Source organism: Nonomuraea antri (assembly GCF_013283785.1).
GTDB lineage: Bacteria > Actinomycetota > Actinomycetes > Streptosporangiales > Streptosporangiaceae > Nonomuraea > Nonomuraea antri.
This window is the reverse complement of sequence record NZ_JABCPZ010000144.1, coordinates 1-17,320: the sequence shown is the minus strand read 5'-3', so window position 1 is coordinate 17,320 and position 17,320 is coordinate 1. Positions and strand designations below refer to the sequence as shown.

Sequence of the window (17,320 nt, the reverse complement as noted above, 5' to 3'; positions counted from 1 at the left end):
TTGCTCGGTGGTTGCTCGCATGTACGCCCGACAACGCGGCACGCATCGACACAGGCCGCCACTGCGGTGTGGGCAATCCTTGCCCCAGCGGCACAAAACGACACCTGGCGGCACCGGATGACACTTACCGAGGATTCTCATAATCCGCGGGTCGTTGGGTTCAAGTCCCCACCCACCCTACGGTCACGCCCCGAGCGGGGCACCGCCGGCTGGCGGCGTGGCTTGTTGAATCAGGCCGATCGGCCTACTATCAGTCCATGCAGCCTGAGAGTAGGCCGATCGGCCGAAAAAAGAACCCCATCATCGAAGAGGCCCGCCGGAGACAGATCATCGATGCCGCCATCGAGACGGTGGCGAGCGTCGGTTACGCGCAAGCATCGCTGTCACGGATCGCGCAGCACGCGCAGATCAGCAAGAGTGTGATCTCCTACCACTTCGCCGGTAAGGATGAGCTGCTGGAACAGGTGGTCAACCAGATCAACGACGATACGTGGGCGTTCATCCAGGCGCGGCTCGAAACCGAGACGACGGCGGCCGGCAGGCTCCGGGCCTATATCCAGTCCAACCTGGACTACCTGCGATCGCACCGCTCTCGTGTGCTGGCGGTGGGAGACATCGTCGGCAGCCACCGCGCAGCCGACGGCACGCCACGCTTCGCGACGACCACCGATGAATCGGTCATCACGCTGCTGACCGACATCCTGCGCCAGGGCCTGGATGACGGCGAGTTCCGGGACTTCGATCCCCAGGTGGTCGCCGTGACCGTCGGCCAGGCCCTCATCGGGGCGCTCAGCCGGTGGGCGGTGGACCCCACCGTCGATCTCACCGCCTATGCCAGCGAGCTGATCACCCTTTTCGACCATGCCACCCGGAAGTAGGGACTTCTCATGGGCCTGACCCACAAAGGCGTCAACTACGACGTCGGTACGAACTATCTTCCCGACGGCGTCCTGTCCCGGGGAGAGTGGCGGCCCGATCTGATGCGTCAGGAGATCCGCGCTGTCCGTGACCAACTGCACGCCAATTCCGTCGGCATCTACGGCACCGACCTCGACCGGCTCGTTCAGACCGCAACAGTCGCGTTGGAGAACGGGCTGCACGTATGGCTGCAACCCCGGCTGATCGACGCCGCTCCGCAGAAGATGCTGGACCATTTGGCGCGAACGGCCGAAGCCGCCGAACTCCTCAGGAAGAAATATGAGGCGATCGACCTCAACGTGGGCTGTGAGCTCACCGTCTTCTCCGCGGGTATCATCCCCGGCGCCTCCCACGAGGACAGAAGCGCCAAGCTGGGCTCTCCGCTGTACTGGCCGCTGTTCCCCTGGTTCAACAGGAAGCTGAACCGTCTCCTGGGCGAGGCCGCCGCAGTCGCCAGGTCCGCTTTCAGGGGCCGCATCACCTACGGCGCGGGATTGTGGGAGGGGGTGGACTGGACACCGTTCGACGTCGTCGGGCTGGACTACTACCGCATGCCATACAACCGTTCCAGGTACGTCAAGAACCTGCGCAGATTCCACCAGTACGGCAAGCCTGTGGTCATCGTCGAGTTCGGCTGCGGCGGCTACGACGGCGCCGCGGAAAAGGGCCCTTCCAGCCACGCGATCATCGATCGCGGCGGACCAACGCCAGTCATCAACGGCTCGTGGGTCAGGAACGAGCGCGTCCAGGCCGAGCAGATCGCCGAACTGATCGGGATCTTCGAGGAGGAGAACGTGCAGGGCGCGTACGTGTTCGAGTTCATCGAGCCGCACCACCCACACTCCGCCGATCCCCGGCATGATCTCGACATGGCGGGCTACGGCATCGTCAAAGTCATCCAGGACGAGGCTGCGGGATCGTATCGCTGGGAGCCGAAAGCAGCCTTCCACGAAGTGGCTCGGCTGTACGGTGGTCAGGCCTGATCTCCCGCCGCCCATCGACCCTCCGCCGTCGGCGCTGCGCTGACCTCGCACCCAAGGCCGACGCTGCGGCGGCAACCACCGGGTCGACCAACCTCATGGGCGGAGTGACCGGCCGCGGCGCTCCGGACCTCTACCGCTATCTCACCGAGCGGTCGGCACCGCTCCACGACGGCGCGAGCAGGAGACCGCACTCGTGATCCACATGGTCAAGTGCAGGTCCTCGCCGAGTCAGGGTTTTGACCACCGTCCACCTGCGGCAACGTCTCAGATGGCGGTTGCTGAGGCCAACCTTGCCCATAGGCCGACCCCCACACTGCCCGACAGTGCCCCGGTCCGGCGCCGGCGGGCAGCGCCGCGCCGGTGAACCGCCCCCGCCACCGGACTGCCGATGTCCCGCTGTCCAGCGAAGACCCTGCCTGGACAAACAAGGCCGCCCACTGGCTGCTCGGCTGCCTGCCCCCGAACTACCGCGCCCACCCGGCCATTTGTGACCCGCACGTTCTGGCGTGGATGGCCGCCTGCCACGTTGACCACGCGCTCGCCGCGCTGCGGGCCGGCCGCCCTGTCCGGCACCAACGAACTCCAGATCGACGAGGCCCTGGCGCTGCTGGCCTCCTACAGCCTCATCACCTTGACCACCTCCGAACTCGTCGGCGAAGAGACCGACGACCTGGTCAGCGTGCACCGCCTCGTCCAGGCCGTCCGCCGTATCACAGGCTTCTCCATTCGGCGGGTTGCTGCCAAGCCGAGCGCTGGAACGCGTCCGACTCATGAGTCGTCATGAAACGGATCTTGGACTCGTGGAGCAGTTCGCGAACCGGCCCGACCGACCCGCGCAGGTTCACGACGCCGAGGTCGAGCCTTGCCTGGAGAACAGTGCGGTGCGGAAATGCGTACTCGATGAGCTCCAGCTCTCCACCACCGTAGGAATCCCGCAGGGAGAACTCCCGGGTGGGCCCCTCGGCTGCGATGAGCACGCATCTCTCCTCCTCTCCCGTGAGGCCGGCGGGTCCGTCCACCCACGTCGGATCGAAGCCGTCCGCCGAATAGGGACCGGTTTTCCCGCACGCGCGATATCCGGTGACACCGGTGATCGATAAAGTCACTCGCCACGCGAGCCCGAACAAGTCTCCCTCATCGTCGCGCGCCGGATCATAGGCGTAGTAAGGACTGGCGAATCGTTGGACGGTCCAGCTCTTCACGTCTCCCGCGCACACATCCATGGTCGCCAGGAAACCCGCGAAGAGCTCGGCATCCCCCTCGTTGATGCCGCGCGCCTCTGGCGATGTGACATCGAAACTGCAGCGCACTTCGGATCCGGACTGCCGGTATACGGGTTGCCAGAGCTGATAGTTCGAGCTCGTGATCTCGCGCTCCATCGGCACATCGTAGGACACGCCCGGAGATGTAATCGGTGCTCACGGGGGCTTCCCCCAAGCCATCCGCCGTCTCCTCCGTCCGCCGGCACGGCGGCCGCACCCGGCACACGTCTGCCGCCGGCGCCACCCACGCGCCAATGAACCCGGCCCGCTCCAACCCTGTGGTCTCCCCGCTGGTGAAGGTCGCCCCGCCGAATCCGGCCTCTCTGATACGGCAATGGCTCAGGTCGAAGTCCATCAGGATAGCGCCGGTGAGATCGAGGCGGATATCCGGCCAGTGGCGGGTGTCGGGGTCGGCGGTGCGGGGCTGCCACCAGCGGCGGGTGGGCGAGTCCGGATGGCGCATGTGATCAGCCAGCATGCGCTGGGCGGCCAGGCGGACCTGACGTTCCTCGTGGGGATCGCGGCCTGCCACCGCGGACACACCACCGAGGGCGGCGCGTGGCACGGCGGGCTCAGCGGGCCTGGCCCGGCCGGGGTCGTCCGGGGTGGGGCGAACGGCATCCGCTACTACGACGACGTCGTGGTGAACGGCTCGACGTCGACCACCTCGTCCCACTGGCCGAAGCCTGGGACAGCGGCGCCTCGGCGTGGGACGCCGCCAGGCGCGAGCGGTACGCCAACCACCTCCAACACCCCGAGCACCTGGTCGCCGTCACCGCCCGCTCCAACCGGCAAAAGGCCGATAAGGACCCCGCATCCTGGCTGCCGATCAAGGCCGTGCGCTGCCGCTACGTCGTTATGTGATCTGTCAAGGTGTCCATCGATGTGGTGTCTCAGAAGTTTCCCTCTGTTCCCGGACGGCGGATCCCGGTGCTGTCTCAGCATTTGGGGGGCTTGAGACGAGCTGTGGGCCGCCTCAGGACGGCTGAGGCGGCCCGACAGTTGCTGAGGGTCTAGTCGGCGATCCGGGCGTATTGGTATTGGGTCTGGCCGTTCTCGTCGCCGACGTGCTGGCGGCCGACCATGACTTCGTAGTCGCCGGCCTTGGAGTAGCTGCTGCTTTCCCTCTGGCTGGGGCTCCAGCGGTAGGAGGTCAGTTCGACGGTGCGGCCCCACGCGCTCATCGTGGCGGTGGCGTAGCGGGTGGATCCGTTCTCGTCGCCGGAGTGGGAGCGGCCGACCAGGACGTGGTCGCCCGGGGCGGCGAAGAAGGAGTTGCTCTCCCGCTGGGAGCTGCTCCAGGACGGCGCGCCCACCCTGACTTGCTGCCCGTCGATGAGGATCAGGCCGCAGTAGTAGGTGGTGTTGCCGTTTTCGTCACCGGAGTGTGAGCGGCCGAGCAGGACCTGGTTGGTGGGGCAGAGGACGGGGGTGCCGGACGATTCCTTCACCGTCTGGGTGTAGCCGTCGATGATGATGACCTCCGCCGCGTGGGCGGCGTTGGCTGGTGAGAGTCCGGCCAGGGCCAGGGTGAGGATCGTGCCGGTGAGGACGGCGCGGGCCGGGCGGATCTGTCGCAAGTGCGTCTCCGGTGCCTGTCTGGTCGCATCCACGACCAGATCGCTAATTGTGACCTTGTGATTACACATCGTGGTCACAAGGGTCGCAACTCTCACGCAAAGTAATGCGCGGCGCCCCGGAACGGCGGCAGAAGGATCTCGTCAACCGCTGCTGTGAGGCGCTGCAAGCGCGCCTGCGGCAGCGAACCGCCCGGCCCCTGGCTCAGCGTCCGCTCAACGACGTGACGTTGCCGGCGGCGCCTTCCAGCTTCTCGCGCAGGAGCCTGTTCTCTTCCTCCAGTTCGGCGACGCGCAGGGTGAGGATTTGGATGTGGTTGGCGTAGGTGTTCACCGTGTCGGTCAGCTCGCGAATGTCGGCCGCGTTGTCCGAGCGCAGCTTCCGCTCGGCCTTCTTCAACCGGGCGATCTCCGCGCGCAGCTCCTCAGCCTCAGGCCGGGCGACCGCCGGAGCCGCCAGGAGCTCCTTGACGACGGCTGCGACCGGCGAGCGGTAGTAGGAGGCGCGGGACACCCCGGCCTCGACGCAGATGTTGGTGACGTTGACCGTCCCGTCGCTGATCTCCGGCCGGCCGAGCATCAGCCGTTCGAAGCCGTTCATGATCTGCCGGTCGAGGTCGGTGAGCGAGCGGTCGCGGGTCAGGCGGGCGAACGCGGCCTGAACGATCCGGTCGGTGTCGGTCGCGGGGTCGGTGCCGGTGGCGGTCATGCGCAGGGCGCTCCGTCCTCGTGGAGCTCGGCGATGAGCTGGTCGAAGTCGTTGACGTGGTTGGTGAGCGCGAGCTGCTGCAGCGGCGGCAGCTCCGCCGAGCCGTCGAGTGTCTCCTGGGCATGGTCCCGGGCGAGGCGGAGACGGGGCAGGTGAACGGCGGTTCGCCGCGCGTTCGGGCAGACCGAACACATGTTGATCATCGGCAGCGGCCGGCCGCCGAGCGGCTTCGCCCGCTTGGCGCAGACGGCGACACCAGGCTGGAAGAAGCAGTCGTTGAGCACGCCCGGATGCAGGACCTTCGTGAGGTGGCGCAGCATCGTGCGCAGCCGGGCCGGGCTGGCCACCACCCCGGGCAGGTCGCCGAGCTCGCGCCGGATCCGGTCGAACTCGGCCTGCCAGTAGGAGTGGAACGGCGAACCGGGTTTGGTGTCACATCTGTTGACGCTGTGCGGGATGATGATCGACGGCGGGTCCTGTCGTGATCTCTGGCGGGAGTCGCTGACCAGCCGATCTCTATGGGAGAGGTGCCTGATGGTCCTGCCGGTGATGACGGTGGAGCAGCGTGCGAAGGCGTTGGCGAAGGCGGCCGAGGCGCGTACGGCGCGTCGTGCGCTGTTGGCGGAGGTGTCCTCCGGCGCGGTAAGTGTGGCGGAGGTGTTCGAGCGCAGCGGGCAGGATCTGGTCGACAGGACACGGGTGGTTCAGGTCCTGCGGGCCGTTCCGGGGTATGGGCCGGCCCGGGTCACCGCGTTGATGGCCATCTGCGGGGTGGCGGAGAAACAGCGTGTGGGCGCGTTGAACGAGCAGCAGCGCGAGCGACTTCTGCGGGCTTTGATCGGCTGACAGCGCCAGAGTTGATCGTGTGCGCCATCGGAGGTCCGCGTTCGGGTGAGGTGGGCTCTGCAGGCCGGAGGCTCGCGCGCCGACTGGTGCGGAACCCTGCGGGGGCCCCGGGGCGTCAGCTCCTCTTGCGATCGCTCAAGCAATCAGGGACAAGCACTTACCTGGCCCCTCGGTTGGCGGATCACGTGAACAGGCAGAGAGCAGGTATGGACATGATTCAGTTCGGCGAGATGCTCTCGCCTGAAAACCAGGAGTGGCTGGGTAGTCAGCCCATACCTGAGCAAAAACGGATATTCGATCAGTGGATGTCGCGAACCGGTGGTGGCGGGGCGACCGACGACGAAAAGCCCCCGTGGGTTGCCGCCAACGAGCTGGTTGACAGTATGCGGTCGTAACACAGGGAGGGGGTGTCAGCCGCGCCCCGGCTGACACCCCTCCTACCTGCAGAGCCGGGCGATGAAGAACAGCCCTCTCAGCGCATCGCTCGTGTACGTGATAAGGGCCTATTATCCCGTACATGAGCGATCATGGTGGCGCGGCGACCAGGACAGCCCTCCGCCGGGATAGTGCGCGACTCCGGCACGTTATCCGGTACATCGCCGAAGGCGTCGCCTGGCGGGAGGCATGAGCACCGCCATGAAGATCACCGCCCTACGTGGTGAACACGTCACGCTCACCGCGGCCGCCGACGCCTTCCTCGCCACCCCGCGCACCGCCAACCCCAACACCCACCGCGCCTACGCCTCGGCCATCGACCGCACCATCGAGCGACTCGGCCGCGACCGGCCGCTGGCCGAGGTCACTGACGCGGAGGTCGGCCATGCGCTTGCCGAGCTGTGGGGGGCGAGCGCGCCGGCGACCTGGAACCGCAACCGCGCCGCCGTCACCTCCTGGCTGACCTGGTGTCAGACCAAGAAGCACTGGGCCGCGCCATCGGTCCCGGCTGAGGCCGAACGCCGCAAGGAGAACGCCGACGAGACCCGCGCGGTGGCCAAGACCACCATCCACCGGCTGCTGTCGCGCCGCGACATCCCCCTTCGCGAGCGGGCGCTCTGGAGAATGCTCTACGAAACGGCGGCCAGGGCCGCGGAGATCCTGGCGCTGAACGTCGAGGACCTCGACCTGGAGCACCGGCGCGCGCCCGTCCGCTCCAAGGGCGGCGCGACCGAGTGGGTGTATTGGGACCGCGGCACCGCCCACCTGCTGCCCCGCCTGCTCCGGCTCCCGGACGGCAGCGCCCGTACGCACGGCCCGCTGTTCCTGTCCGAGCGGCGTCCGGTCCCGGCCCGTCGGCCCGGTCCCGGCGACATCTGCCCGCACACCGGCCGCGCCCGCCTCGGCTACGACCGCGCCCGTGTCCTGCTGGAGAAGTACGCCGGGCTCGATCTGCATCAGCTGCGCCACAGCGCGGCCACCCGCCTCGGCGACGCCGAGATCCCGCTGCAGCTCATCATGGGCAAGACCCGGCACAAGAACCCCCGCACCGCCATGCGCTACGTCAAACCCGGCGCCGAGGCCATCGCCAAGGTCACCGAGGTCCTGGCGCCCCGCCGCCGTACCCACTGATCAACCGAGTGGTGGGCCGCCGGAGCTACAGAGGGTGGGTTCAAGCCATCACCACCGAACACGACCGAACTGCCCCAACAACGCTGCTCGTTCGATCTCTGTCTGGAGAGCCGGGGGCATGGCAGGGCGGGAGAGCTCAGGGTTCTGCTAGCGGTGGTGGCTACGGACGATCTCCCCCGAAGATCCAGATCATGATCTGGGCGGGCATCTCGGGAATCTCCAGGAGAGTAGGTGCGGGCACGGTGGGATCGCTGCGGACCGGTTCAGAAGTGTCACGCCATCGCTAGTGTCACGCTAAGTGCCTACTAAATTACATTAAGTAGTTGAATGCCGCCCCGAGCGGCCCCCTGCTTGACGGAGCCCGCATGCACCACAAACTTCCCAAGACCAGCGCCGCAGCCACCCTGCTCACTTCGGCGATGATCGCCACCATGACGGCCCTGCCGTCCCACGCTGCAGCGCCCACCACCCGCGCCGCCTCCGCCCTCGCCCCCGCCGACGGCGTCTACAAGCCCCGGCACCTCAACACCGGCGGCAGCTTCCAGCCCTGGGGGGGCGGCACCGGTGAGGGCGCCGACGTCGACATGATCGCCACGTATGTAGGGCAGACGTGGAATATCCGCCGAGTGACGTACCGCAATAATCAGCCCGCCTATCAGTTCGAGAACCTGCATGCGTCCGGCAAGTGCCTGCAGGCCAAGAGTCCGCTGACCGCCCCGACGTCGGGCAACGACACCGCGATACACACCTGCGACCGATCTGCCTCCGCCCAGCTATGGTTGCTCCCCGCTGCCTCCGCAGCACTGCCCGGCGCCGTAAACATCGTGTCGGTCGTCTACCCCAGGCGCGCCCTGGCCCCGCTCAACCCCAAAATCGACCACACCGATCTCAAGCTCAAAGAGCGCGCCAATAGCCCCAGCCGAGACTTCGCCTGGTATCTGGTCCCTCAGAGCTGACCTTGGTGCATCCGCGCATCTGAGGGGCGGTGGTGGCACCGCACCGGGTGGCCGGGAGCCGTTCGGCCCCGTCAGAATCGACCGCTGTTGGGTCACTGCCGGCCAGAGCCAGGAATACGCAACGGCCGGAAGTTGCCCTCGCGAACGTGCTCCGGCAGGGAGAAGTTGTAGCGGCCCAGGAAGTTGAACCACTCAAAACCGAGCGGGGACAAACGGGCGATGTCGGTAGTGGCGATCTTCTTACCCTCGGCGCGGATCTGCTCCAGCGCCCGAGCCGTGTAGACCGTATTCCACAAGATACAGACGTTGGTCATCAAGCCCAGCGCCCCTAGCTGGTCTTCCTGGCCCTCCTTGTACTTCTGCCGCAACTCACCCTTCTGCCCGTGGAAGATCTTGCGGGCCAGGGTGTGGCGCGCTTCCTGCCGATTCAGCTGGGTGTTGACCCGGCGGCGCAGCAGCTCGTCGTTGAAGTAGCAGGCCAGGTAGGTGGAGCGGTCGAGCTTGCCCAGCTCCATCAAGGCGCGGCCGATCGGGGTGGGGGTACCGCCGCCGGTCAGATAGCGAAACAGCTCGGCCGGCCGGACCGCGCCGGTCTGCAGGGAGCCGGCCACACGCAGCAGATCGTCCTAACTAATAACCCTTGAGTTGCTTGAGGCTCTGCGAGCCTCTCTAGCCCCCGGACCTGGGCTTCTCTGCTGGCGCTCCGGCTTCTTCGGGTGTTGATGAGATTTCGGGGATCCCGAAGATCTATCGTCCTGGTCGTTCGTCTTGCTGTGAAAGTGAAGGCGAGGTGGCCGGAGTTGGCGCTGGCGGTGGTGAAGGATCTTCGAGTGGCCCGTGCCCCGGCCACCGCAGAGGACCTGGAGGCGCTGGAAACCGACATGCTGGCCGGGTTCGTGCTGGCCCGGGCGGCGGCGGGGCTGTCGGACGGGACCATCTCCTCCGACGTAGTGCATCTCGAGCAGGCGCGGGCCTGGTTCGGCCGACCGCTGTGGGAGATGGAGCCCGCCGACGCCGATGCGTACTTCGGCAAGGTGCTGCGCTCCACCGCGAAGGGCACCCGGCTGGCCCGGGCCCAGGCGATCAAGACGTTCTTCCTGTTCCTGGAGCTGCGTCACAAGGTCGAGATCCACCAGATGACCGGGCGCGTCGTCGAGTGCCCGATCGATGAGATGAACCGGCCGCGCGGCGGCCCGCTGGGCAAGCTGCGCATCCCGCCCACCGTGGAGCAGGTGGGCCGGTTGTTCGCCGGGTGGCGGCAGGAACTGGCGACCTGTCGGAAGTTCGCCCCGACCGCCCGCAACTACACCGCCTGCCGGTTGATGTCCGAGGTCGGGCTGCGCGTGAACGAGGCCTGCAAGCTGGACTTGGCCGACATCAAGTGGGACCTGGGCCGGTTCGGCAAACTGCACGTCCGCCATGGCAAGGGCGCTCGAGGGTCAGGACCGCGCGAGCGGATGGTGCCGCTGATCAACAACGCCGCGGCGACGCTGCGCTGGTTCGTCGAGGACGTGTGGGGCCAGTTCGGCGACGATCACACCCGGCCCGGAGTGGCGCTGCTGTTGTCGGAGCGCAAGAACACCGACGGCTCGGTCGCCCGCGTCGGCGATGAGACGCTCCGGGCCGCGCTGGCCAGGGCCGCTGCCGCCCATCTGCCGGAATGGGCGGACGTGCTGACCCCGCACGTGCTGCGGCACTTTTGCGCTTCCCAGCTCTATCAGCAGGGCATGGACCTGATCGCCATCCAGCAGTTGCTCGGCCATGCCTGGATCGCCACCACGATGAAATACGTGCACGTCACCGGCACTCACATCGAGGACGCCTGGGCAGCGGGCCAGCAGCGCGCGGCCACCCGGCTGGAAGGACTGCGGCGATGAAGTGGAATCTGCGGCTGACGGCGGCCAACCGCGGCATCTGGAAGGCCAGCGAGCTGCAGCGGATGCTCGCCGAGCACGGCCTGACGATCAGCGCCGGGAAGATGTCCGGTCTGTGGTCGGGCGAGCCGGCAAGCATCAAGCTGGATGACCTCAACGTCATCTGCGCGGTGCTGAACTGCGGCGTCGAGGAGCTCCTGATCCCCGAGCCGGATCAGGTGTGCAAGGTCAATGAGCAGGCAGCCCCTGCGGCGGCTGCGGCTTCGAACGCGCCGATGGTGAAGCCCCGCCAGCGTGATGGCCGCTCGCTGCCGCCTGAGTGAGATGCCGTACTCCGCTGCACGCAGCCCGGCCAACTGCATCGACTGCATGGCCTGGGGCATCTTGAACGGGCGCCGCTGTGCTGCCTGCACCCTATGGCGCAACAAGCACCGCGGTGACGAGCAGCCCTGCGCCGGGTGCGGCCGGTCGGCCCTGCTGCGCAACCGCCACTGCCGCTTGTGCTGGAACCAGGCCCGGACCGAGGCCCGCGCAAACGGCGGCTTACCTGGAAGGGCCATCGCCTCCCACTTCCTGGACCAGGTCGGCGCCTTCCACCAGCTGTTCTTCGCCGGCATGTTCAACAGCCGAGGTGCCTCGACGACCCCACCCCGCGTCCACGACCGGCGAGGCGCGCCCCGCAAGCCACCCCCTGAACCCGCGCGGCACCCGCCGATCCGCTGGATCCAGCTCCGGCTGCTCGATGCACGGCGTGACTTCACCCGCTTCGACGCCGCCACCGATGCCGACCCTGATAACCCCTGGCTGAAGTGGGCCATTTACGTCGCCCACCAGCTCGGCGAGGCTCACGGCTGGCGACGCCACACCCATGACGACGTCCGGCGGGCCTTGACCGTCGTACTGTCCCGGCACACCGCCGGCGACGTGATCCGCTACTCCGAGCTGTTTCCCGCCGTCCGGGCCCTGGACATCAGCGTCGAGCGAGTAGCCGAGGTCTTGGCGGAGATGGGCGTCCTCAACGATGACCGGCGCCCCTCCTTCGAGACCTGGCTGGAACGCAAACTCGACGGCCTGGCCGACGGCATCGGCGCCGAGACCGAGCACTGGGTGCGAGTCCTGCATCAGGGAGGCCCCCGCGCCATGGCACGCGAGCCGGACACCGTCCGGACTCACCTGAACAACGTCCAGCCCACCCTTATGACCTGGTCACAGCGCTATGACCACTTGCGTGAGGTCACCCGCGAGGACGTCCTGGCCGTCCTCGACGACCTGACCGGCTCACGCCGGATCCAACTGCTGATCTCGTTGCGCTCGCTGTTCGCCTTCTGCAAGAAGACCGGGAAGATCTTCCGCAACCCCACCCGCGGCATCAAGGTCGGCCAGCAGCCCTACCGGCTCGCGCAGCCACTCGCCCTGGACGACATCGACCAGGCCGTCCGAGCGGCCACCACTCCCGCGGCCCGGCTTGTCCTCATGCTCGCCGCCGTCCACGCCGCCCGCCCCGGCGCGATCCGCACCCTCCTCCTGGAGGACGTCGACCTGGGCAACCGACGCCTCACCATCGCCGGACGCAGCCGGCCGATCGACGACTTCAGCCACCAGATCCTGCTCGAATGGCTGGACCACCGCCGCACCCGCTGGCCCAGCACCGCCAACCCGCACCTGCTCATCAACCAGATGAGCGCCCACGGAACAGGCCCGGTCAGCACCATCCACTTCGCCAAGACCCGGCTGCGTGGCCAGGCCGCGACTCTCGAACGCCTGCGCGTCGACCGGCAGCTCGAAGAGGCCCTCACGCACGGTCCCGATCCGCTCCACCTCGCCGCTGTCTTCGGCCTGGATCCCAAGACCGCCATCCGCTACGCCGAGAACGCCCGAGCCCTTCTCTCGACCATGGTCGAGGAACAAGACCCCACCAGTCGAGACGAACCCAAGGGTCCAAACACCCTATGAAAGCTGAAGGCCAATAGGTTCATCCCGAAGACCCTTCAGTTCGCCTGAACTCTGGGATTTCTCGGGGTCCCGGTAGCAATGAAGAAATTTCCAACGAAGTAGCCTCTGACCTGCGTTGATACGGACCCCTATGGCAAAGGTCTCGATTCGCTTACGGTGTTGACCATGAGTGACGACAAGCCGGAGTTCGGGTTCGGCGCGAGCGGTCGCCCGTTGTGGACGGCGCGGGACCGGGACGCTGAGGTCGTCCGGACGGTGCTGCGCAAGGCGGGGCGTCGGGAGTTCAGCGAGGGCCACGCCGGGTTCGTCGTGGAGGGTGGCGGCGACGGAAAGCCGTTCCACGTCGCGAGCGCCGGCGCGGCTGAGGAATCCGCGCAGGAGCTCGCCCGGTACTCCGATGACCTGCGCAAGGCCGGGGTATCGCGTCGAGCCTGACGCTGACGATGATCAGGTGCTGCTGGTGTGGGAGTCCTCCTGATCGCGTTCGCTTCAGCGCGCGGGCTCAGCGTGGTCGGCGGCGCTGGGCGGGGTCGGCTTCGGCGGTGATGCGTGCGGAGGTCTCCTCGCCCAGGCGGACGTAGCGGCCGAGGCTGGCGAGGTGTTGGTGGCGGCTCTTGGCCTGAAGCTCGGGCGCGGTCCGGCCGGCCTGCGCGAGATGCTGCAGCGCACTGTGCCGGAGTTGGTGCAAGGTCCATCCCTGGCGGTGCGGGTCCAGGTCGGCGGAGGCGGTCTTGAACAGGTATTCGGCGCGCGGGTAGGACAGTCGCCCCCGTTTGGTGATCGGGCAGATGTCACCGCGCGCGGGCGCGCGAGGTCCGGAGGTGGGGGCGCGCCGGTCGGCCAGGAACACCGGCCCGGCCGTGCGGCCGGCCAGCAGGCGGGGCAGCAGTCGGGCGGTGGCGGTGGCCCAGTGCACGTACTCGATGCCGCCGCCCTTGGAGACGACCCGGGCGCGGCGGAACTCCAGGTCGAGGTCCTCGATGTTGAGGCTGAGGATTTCCTCGGCGCGGGCGGCCGTGTCGTACAGGAGCCTCCACAGCACTCGTTCGCGCAGGGCGTGCTTGGGGTCGGTGAACAGCTTGTCCAGCCGGGCGGCCGGGATGGCGCGGTCACCGCGCCGGGCGGGCTTGCGGCGTTCCAGGCGCCGGGCGGGGTTGGTGGCCAGCAGGTCCTGGCGCTGGGCCCAGGTGGTGAAGGAGACCAGCGCGGACAGGTGCCGGTTCCAGGTGGCGGCGGCCGCGGTCGTCCAGCGGTCCATCACCGCGGCGTACTGCTCGGGCGTCAGCGCGGCGACCGTATGGGTGGGCCCGGCCACGGTGGTCAGCTGGGTGAGGGTCTCGGCGTAGCCGGTGCGGGTGGTGGCCGCCTGCACCGACTCCAGGAAGCGCTCGACGGCGACCGCGATCGGCGAACCGGTGGCCGCGCCGGCGGCGGGATCGGCCGGCGGGGTGGATGGACCGGGGAAGGCCACGATGGACACGGGCGACCTCCGGACAGGCGATGTGACACATAATGTAGCCGAGTCGTCGTCGCGGCGGGGAACGTCGAGCTGGGCGGACACGGTCCGATGGCCGCCTGTGTGACAGATAATGCGAGTTCTGTGTCACAGCCCGCGGCTTGCTTGCAGGCCTTCCCCATTGGAGCCGTGACCGCGATCGGGCATCGGCGGTCGAGCCGGATTCACGCCGCTGGCGTGAATCCGGCTGATGCAACCGGGCAGCGGCTGGCCATGCTGGGCCCCATTGTCGGGGATGTTCGGTCCGGGCTGAAAATCTCCTTCAAGGGATCTTCTTCAAAGGGTGCCGGTCGAGTGGAGTTCGTTACACCTGAGCTCGAATGATCAGCGTGCCCAGGTGATCGGGCTCCGGCGCGGGCTCCACCCACGCGTCGACGTTGCAGAACCCGTGCTCCGTCAGCATTTTGGCCCATATCTCCGGCTCGTATGCCCATCGGCGGACGTAGGTCTGAGGGCCGGTGAAGCCGGCCCCGTACATGCCTTGGACGCCATAGCAGCCGGGCACCGGCGCCGCGCAGGAGAACACCAGCCTGCCATCCGGCGCCAGGCACGTGCGGACGAGCGGCATCCATTGCTCGGGGTCCAGGAACCACAGCGCCCCCCAGATGCTGTAGATCGCCTCCCATCGGCGTCGCGCTCGGGCGAGGTAGCCGAGCGCGTCCGCCTCGATGAAAACGGTGTGCGGCAGATGCCCCCACCTAGCGCGGGCGCTGGCGATCATCACCGGTGACAGGTCCACACCCGTGACGTCGATGCCCTTGACGGCCAGCGCCGCGGCGGCGTTGCCATGGCTGCAGCCGAGCTCCAAGACCGAAGCGGGGTTGCCGAGAAGTTCCTCCCCGGGACCATGATCCTCGTACGGCGTCCAGAGCAAGCCGTCCTTCAGCGCCTTGCCGGGCGGGGGTGACGGCTTGCGGATGGCGTAGCGGTCCCAGTAGGCGGCGAGGCCGGTGAGCGCGGTCGTGGCTGTCATGGCGGATACCTTCAGGCGTGGGCGGCTGGACCTGCGTCGTCGTACCCAGCCGGGGTCACGGCGATACCACAGCTGACCTGCTCCTTACCGTGCGGGCGGGGTCTCGACGCGTTCGCGGGGGCGCCTCGCCGGTCCTGCGCTGGTGGGCTCCGCGCCTGGCTGCGGTCGGTGAGGGGGGAGGGTATTGCCCGACTTTTAACCGGGTCGCGGGGGTGGCGTGTGTCTCGGCAGGTAACGGCTGAGGTGGGGAAATATGAGGGGCATGCCTGCACGGCTCCCTTTCGCCTGAGGAGGACGCATGCTGAGCGGTTTGCCTGTCCTGGGCTCCGGCCTGGGCCATCGTGCGGAGTTGGCCGAGGCGATCGAGACGCACGGCGACCGCATCGACTGGCTGGAGATCATCACCGAGCACTACCTGTTCGCGCCGCCCGACGAGCGCCGGCGGCTGCGCGAGCTGGCGGGACGCTTCCCGATCGTGCCGCACGGGGTGGAGCTGTCCATCGGCTCTGAGCGTGAGGTGGACCCGGCCTACGTCGAAGCGCTGGCCGTGCTGGTGGCGGAGATCGACGCGCCGTGGTTCTCCGACCACCTGTGCTTCACCAAGACCGACAAGATCGCACTCGGGCTGCTGGCGCCACTGGCGCGTACCCGCGAGGTGGCGCGCGCGGTGGCGGTCAAGGCCCAGCGGGTGCAGGAGGCGGTGGGGCGGCCGTTCCTGCTGGAGAACATCACCTACTACGTGGACCTGGCCACCCCGCTGACCGAGGCGCAGTTCATCGCCGAGGTGATGGAGCACTGTGACTGCGGGCTGCTGCTGGATGTGGCCAATCTCCACATCAACGCGGCCAACCACGGCTTCGACCCGCTCGGCTTCCTCGACACCATCCCTGTCGAACGCGTGGTGCAGGTGCATCTGGCCGGCGGCGTCCAGGGTGCGGAGATGGCCATCGACAGTCACGGTGCGCCGGTCCCCGAACCGGTCTGGGATCTGCTGGGCGAGCTGCTGGCCCGCACCTGCACGGTCCGGGCCACGCTGATCGAACGTGATCAGAACATGCCCGGCGACTTCGCCGAGCTGCTGGCCGAGGTCGATCGCGCCCGCGCCGCGCTCGCCGCCCCCGCCGATCCGGCCGCCTGCGGGCCCGAAGCCGCCCCGCAGGCCGCCCCGCGGGCCGCTGCGGTGGGGAGCCGGTGATGGGCGTGCAGGACGCGCTGGCCGCCATCTTGTCCGACGAGCGCGAGCTGGCGCTGCTGCACACCGATCCCGACCTGCTGCGCCGCCGTCACATGCTGGCCGAGGGCGAGCTGGCCATGCTGGTCGCGGCCCGGCCGGCCGGGCTCCAGGTGACCAGGAGACACGTGGTCAGGAAGCTGCGTGCGGCGATCGGGGCCTGCGCGCCGGTGACCCTGAAGCACCTCACCGACCGGCATCCGGCCCTGTGGCAGGAGTTCGCGGCGCAGATCGTGCGCCGGCCGCCGCCGGCCGATGCGCCGTTCGGACTGGCCGAGTCCCGGCGGATGGCCGGCTGGCTGGCCGATCGCGGCCTGGCCGGCTTGGCCTGCTACGCCCGCTACGAGATGGCCCGCCACACGCTACGGTGCGATCACGCCGCCGCGCGGGCCGCGGCGGCCACACCGCTCGCCGCACCGTGGGGTGCCGTGCTGGAGGTGTCGCCGGCCGCCCGGCTGGCCGCCTTCGACCACGACGTCACCGCCGGACCACCGCTGCACGAGCTGCCGGCGCGGCATACCGATCTCGTGCTGCAGCGGTTGTGCGATCCGGCGCGGGTGCGGGCGTTCACGGTGAACCGGGCCACGGCCGGCCTGATGCTCGGCTGCGACGGGACGCGTACGGCCGAGCAGGTCATCGCCGCCGGCGGCGGCGATCAGGAGGGCGCCCGCTCGATGCTCACCGCTCTGGCCGCCCGCGGCCTGATCCGCCCCCGCCTCCTGCGCTGAGTTTCCGCGACGGCCGCGGGAAAGCCCTGCCACCGGCAGGCACCTGGAAGAAGGGGAAGCTCATGAACGAGTTCACCATGGACGAGGAGTTCACGCTGGAGCCCGTCGAGGAGGTCAGTGAGCCGGCCACCTCGGCGCCAGGCTGCCAGTGCTACTGAGGATTGAGCGGCACTAGGTCGCGATGAGCGGGGCGCGTCGTTGGCCCCGCTCATCGTCGCCCGTCAGGGG

At 68.3% G+C, this 17,320-nt stretch carries 20 protein-coding genes; 13 read left to right on the top strand and 7 right to left on the bottom strand.

The features are described from left to right. Positions 1-257: 257 nt before the first annotated feature. The gene (locus tag HII36_RS35480; protein WP_173527690.1) at positions 258-878 is read left to right on the top strand and encodes a TetR/AcrR family transcriptional regulator; all 621 of its coding nucleotides are present in this window, start codon (positions 258-260) and stop codon (positions 876-878) included. Positions 879-887: 9 nt separating this feature from the next. Beyond that, entirely contained in the window at positions 888-1,901 is a 1,014-nt protein-coding gene (locus HII36_RS35475; RefSeq protein WP_173527689.1) for an abortive phage infection protein, read from the top strand. 710 nt (positions 1,902-2,611) lie between these two features. Here the strand turns inward: HII36_RS35475 and HII36_RS35470 are convergent. After that, positions 2,612-3,280, bottom strand: coding sequence for a hypothetical protein (locus HII36_RS35470; RefSeq protein WP_173527688.1), 669 nt, complete (start codon positions 3,278-3,280; stop codon positions 2,612-2,614). Positions 3,281-3,721: 441 nt separating this feature from the next. On the opposite strand from HII36_RS35470, the gene HII36_RS55990 reads away from it, so the two are divergent. Then, entirely contained in the window at positions 3,722-4,027 is a 306-nt protein-coding gene (locus HII36_RS55990) for a GmrSD restriction endonuclease domain-containing protein (RefSeq protein ID WP_217370374.1), read from the top strand. 149 nt (positions 4,028-4,176) lie between these two features. On the opposite strand, the gene HII36_RS35460 is transcribed toward HII36_RS55990, so the two are convergent. From HII36_RS35460 to HII36_RS35450, 3 genes are all read right to left on the bottom strand, one after another. Further along, positions 4,177-4,743 carry a hypothetical protein gene (locus HII36_RS35460; RefSeq protein ID WP_217370373.1) on the bottom strand — a complete coding sequence of 189 codons (567 nt, stop codon included), beginning with the start codon at positions 4,741-4,743 and terminating at the stop codon, positions 4,177-4,179. Between the two features lie 202 nt (positions 4,744-4,945). Beyond that, positions 4,946-5,449: a hypothetical protein gene (locus HII36_RS35455; RefSeq protein ID WP_173527687.1), complete on the bottom strand. Its 504-nt coding sequence runs from the start codon at positions 5,447-5,449 to the stop codon at positions 4,946-4,948. Then, entirely contained in the window at positions 5,446-5,799 is a 354-nt protein-coding gene (locus HII36_RS35450; protein ID WP_173527686.1) for a hypothetical protein, read from the bottom strand. The genes HII36_RS35455 and HII36_RS35450 overlap by 4 nt, the downstream gene beginning before the upstream one ends. A gap of 106 nt (positions 5,800-5,905) precedes the next feature. On the opposite strand from HII36_RS35450, the gene mihF reads away from it, so the two are divergent. From mihF to HII36_RS35430, 4 genes are all read left to right on the top strand, one after another. Then, positions 5,906-6,295, top strand: coding sequence for an integration host factor, actinobacterial type (mihF, locus tag HII36_RS35445; RefSeq protein WP_236004196.1), 390 nt, complete (start codon positions 5,906-5,908; stop codon positions 6,293-6,295). A gap of 206 nt (positions 6,296-6,501) precedes the next feature. After that, the gene (locus HII36_RS35440; protein ID WP_173527685.1) at positions 6,502-6,690 is read left to right on the top strand and encodes a hypothetical protein; all 189 of its coding nucleotides are present in this window, start codon (positions 6,502-6,504) and stop codon (positions 6,688-6,690) included. A gap of 229 nt (positions 6,691-6,919) precedes the next feature. Then, positions 6,920-7,861, top strand: a complete 942-nt coding sequence (locus tag HII36_RS35435; RefSeq protein WP_173527684.1) for a tyrosine-type recombinase/integrase — start codon at positions 6,920-6,922, stop codon at positions 7,859-7,861. A 365-nt stretch (positions 7,862-8,226) separates the two neighbouring features. Next, complete coding sequence (locus HII36_RS35430) at positions 8,227-8,817, top strand: RICIN domain-containing protein (protein WP_173527683.1); 591 nt, start codon at positions 8,227-8,229, stop codon at positions 8,815-8,817. 92 nt (positions 8,818-8,909) lie between these two features. On the opposite strand, the gene HII36_RS35425 is transcribed toward HII36_RS35430, so the two are convergent. Continuing rightward, positions 8,910-9,434: a Tn3 family transposase gene (locus HII36_RS35425; protein WP_268959694.1), complete on the bottom strand. Its 525-nt coding sequence runs from the start codon at positions 9,432-9,434 to the stop codon at positions 8,910-8,912. Positions 9,435-9,647: 213 nt separating this feature from the next. On the opposite strand from HII36_RS35425, the gene HII36_RS57095 reads away from it, so the two are divergent. The 4 genes from HII36_RS57095 (at position 9,648) to HII36_RS35405 (ending at position 13,079) form a co-directional block, all read left to right on the top strand. Next, the gene (locus HII36_RS57095) at positions 9,648-10,694 is read left to right on the top strand and encodes a tyrosine-type recombinase/integrase (RefSeq protein ID WP_217370372.1); all 1,047 of its coding nucleotides are present in this window, start codon (positions 9,648-9,650) and stop codon (positions 10,692-10,694) included. After that, the gene (locus HII36_RS35415) at positions 10,691-11,014 is read left to right on the top strand and encodes a helix-turn-helix domain-containing protein (RefSeq protein WP_173527680.1); all 324 of its coding nucleotides are present in this window, start codon (positions 10,691-10,693) and stop codon (positions 11,012-11,014) included. Before HII36_RS57095 ends, HII36_RS35415 begins: the two co-directional genes overlap by 4 nt. A 1-nt stretch (position 11,015) precedes the next feature. Next, on the top strand, positions 11,016-12,644 hold the full coding sequence (locus HII36_RS35410; RefSeq protein ID WP_173527679.1) for a hypothetical protein: 1,629 nt from the start codon (positions 11,016-11,018) through the stop codon (positions 12,642-12,644). Positions 12,645-12,809: 165 nt separating this feature from the next. Continuing rightward, positions 12,810-13,079, top strand: coding sequence for a hypothetical protein (locus HII36_RS35405; RefSeq protein ID WP_173527678.1), 270 nt, complete (start codon positions 12,810-12,812; stop codon positions 13,077-13,079). A gap of 67 nt (positions 13,080-13,146) precedes the next feature. Here the strand turns inward: HII36_RS35405 and HII36_RS35400 are convergent, their stop codons facing one another. Both HII36_RS35400 and HII36_RS35395 read right to left on the bottom strand, forming a co-directional pair. After that, positions 13,147-14,124 (bottom strand): tyrosine-type recombinase/integrase, encoded by a 978-nt coding sequence (locus HII36_RS35400; RefSeq protein ID WP_328808027.1) that lies wholly within the window; start codon positions 14,122-14,124, stop codon positions 13,147-13,149. Between the two features lie 340 nt (positions 14,125-14,464). Continuing rightward, positions 14,465-15,133, bottom strand: a complete 669-nt coding sequence (locus tag HII36_RS35395) for a class I SAM-dependent methyltransferase (RefSeq protein WP_173527677.1) — start codon at positions 15,131-15,133, stop codon at positions 14,465-14,467. Positions 15,134-15,431: 298 nt separating this feature from the next. Between HII36_RS35395 and HII36_RS35390 the strand changes: the two genes are divergently transcribed. Together HII36_RS35390 and HII36_RS35385 are read left to right on the top strand one after the other, a co-directional pair. Next, positions 15,432-16,328 (top strand): DUF692 domain-containing protein, encoded by an 897-nt coding sequence (locus HII36_RS35390; protein ID WP_173527676.1) that lies wholly within the window; start codon positions 15,432-15,434, stop codon positions 16,326-16,328. Then, positions 16,328-17,092: a hypothetical protein gene (locus tag HII36_RS35385; RefSeq protein WP_173527675.1), complete on the top strand. Its 765-nt coding sequence runs from the start codon at positions 16,328-16,330 to the stop codon at positions 17,090-17,092. Before HII36_RS35390 ends, HII36_RS35385 begins: the two co-directional genes overlap by 1 nt. The last annotated feature ends 228 nt before the right edge of the window (positions 17,093-17,320 follow it).